The organism is Pseudoalteromonas sp. bablab_jr010 (assembly GCF_016464105.1).
Classification (GTDB): domain Bacteria; phylum Pseudomonadota; class Gammaproteobacteria; order Enterobacterales; family Alteromonadaceae; genus Pseudoalteromonas; species Pseudoalteromonas simplex.
Window position 1 is genome coordinate 1 of sequence record NZ_JACDWV010000081.1, and the last position, 297, is coordinate 297.

Below are 297 nucleotides of genomic sequence, written 5' to 3' on the forward strand. Positions count from 1 at the left end.
CTATCATCGGCGCTGTTTCGTTTCACTACTGAGTTCGGCATGGGGTCAGGTGGGTCCAAAACGCTATTGTCACCAAGCAAATTTGGTTTTAATTCGCTCATCTGAGCAAATTAATAAATCTGGAATTCTGATATCAAGTAATTGTCTACTTTAGTTTCTTAACTTCTGTCTGTTACGCTGTCATAAAACGCGTTTGGCGTTGTATGGTTAAGCCTCACGGGTAATTAGTACAGGTTAGCTTAATGGCTCACACCACTTCCACATCCTGCCTATCAACGTTGTAGTCTTCAACGGCCC

At 42.8% G+C, this 297-nt stretch carries 2 rRNA genes; both read right to left on the reverse strand.

What is annotated here, in order from left to right:
- Positions 1–77, reverse strand: a 5S ribosomal RNA gene (gene rrf / locus JIG37_RS07290); the annotation flags it as partial.
- Between the two features lie 126 nt (positions 78–203).
- Positions 204–297, reverse strand: a 23S ribosomal RNA gene (locus tag JIG37_RS07295); the annotation flags it as partial.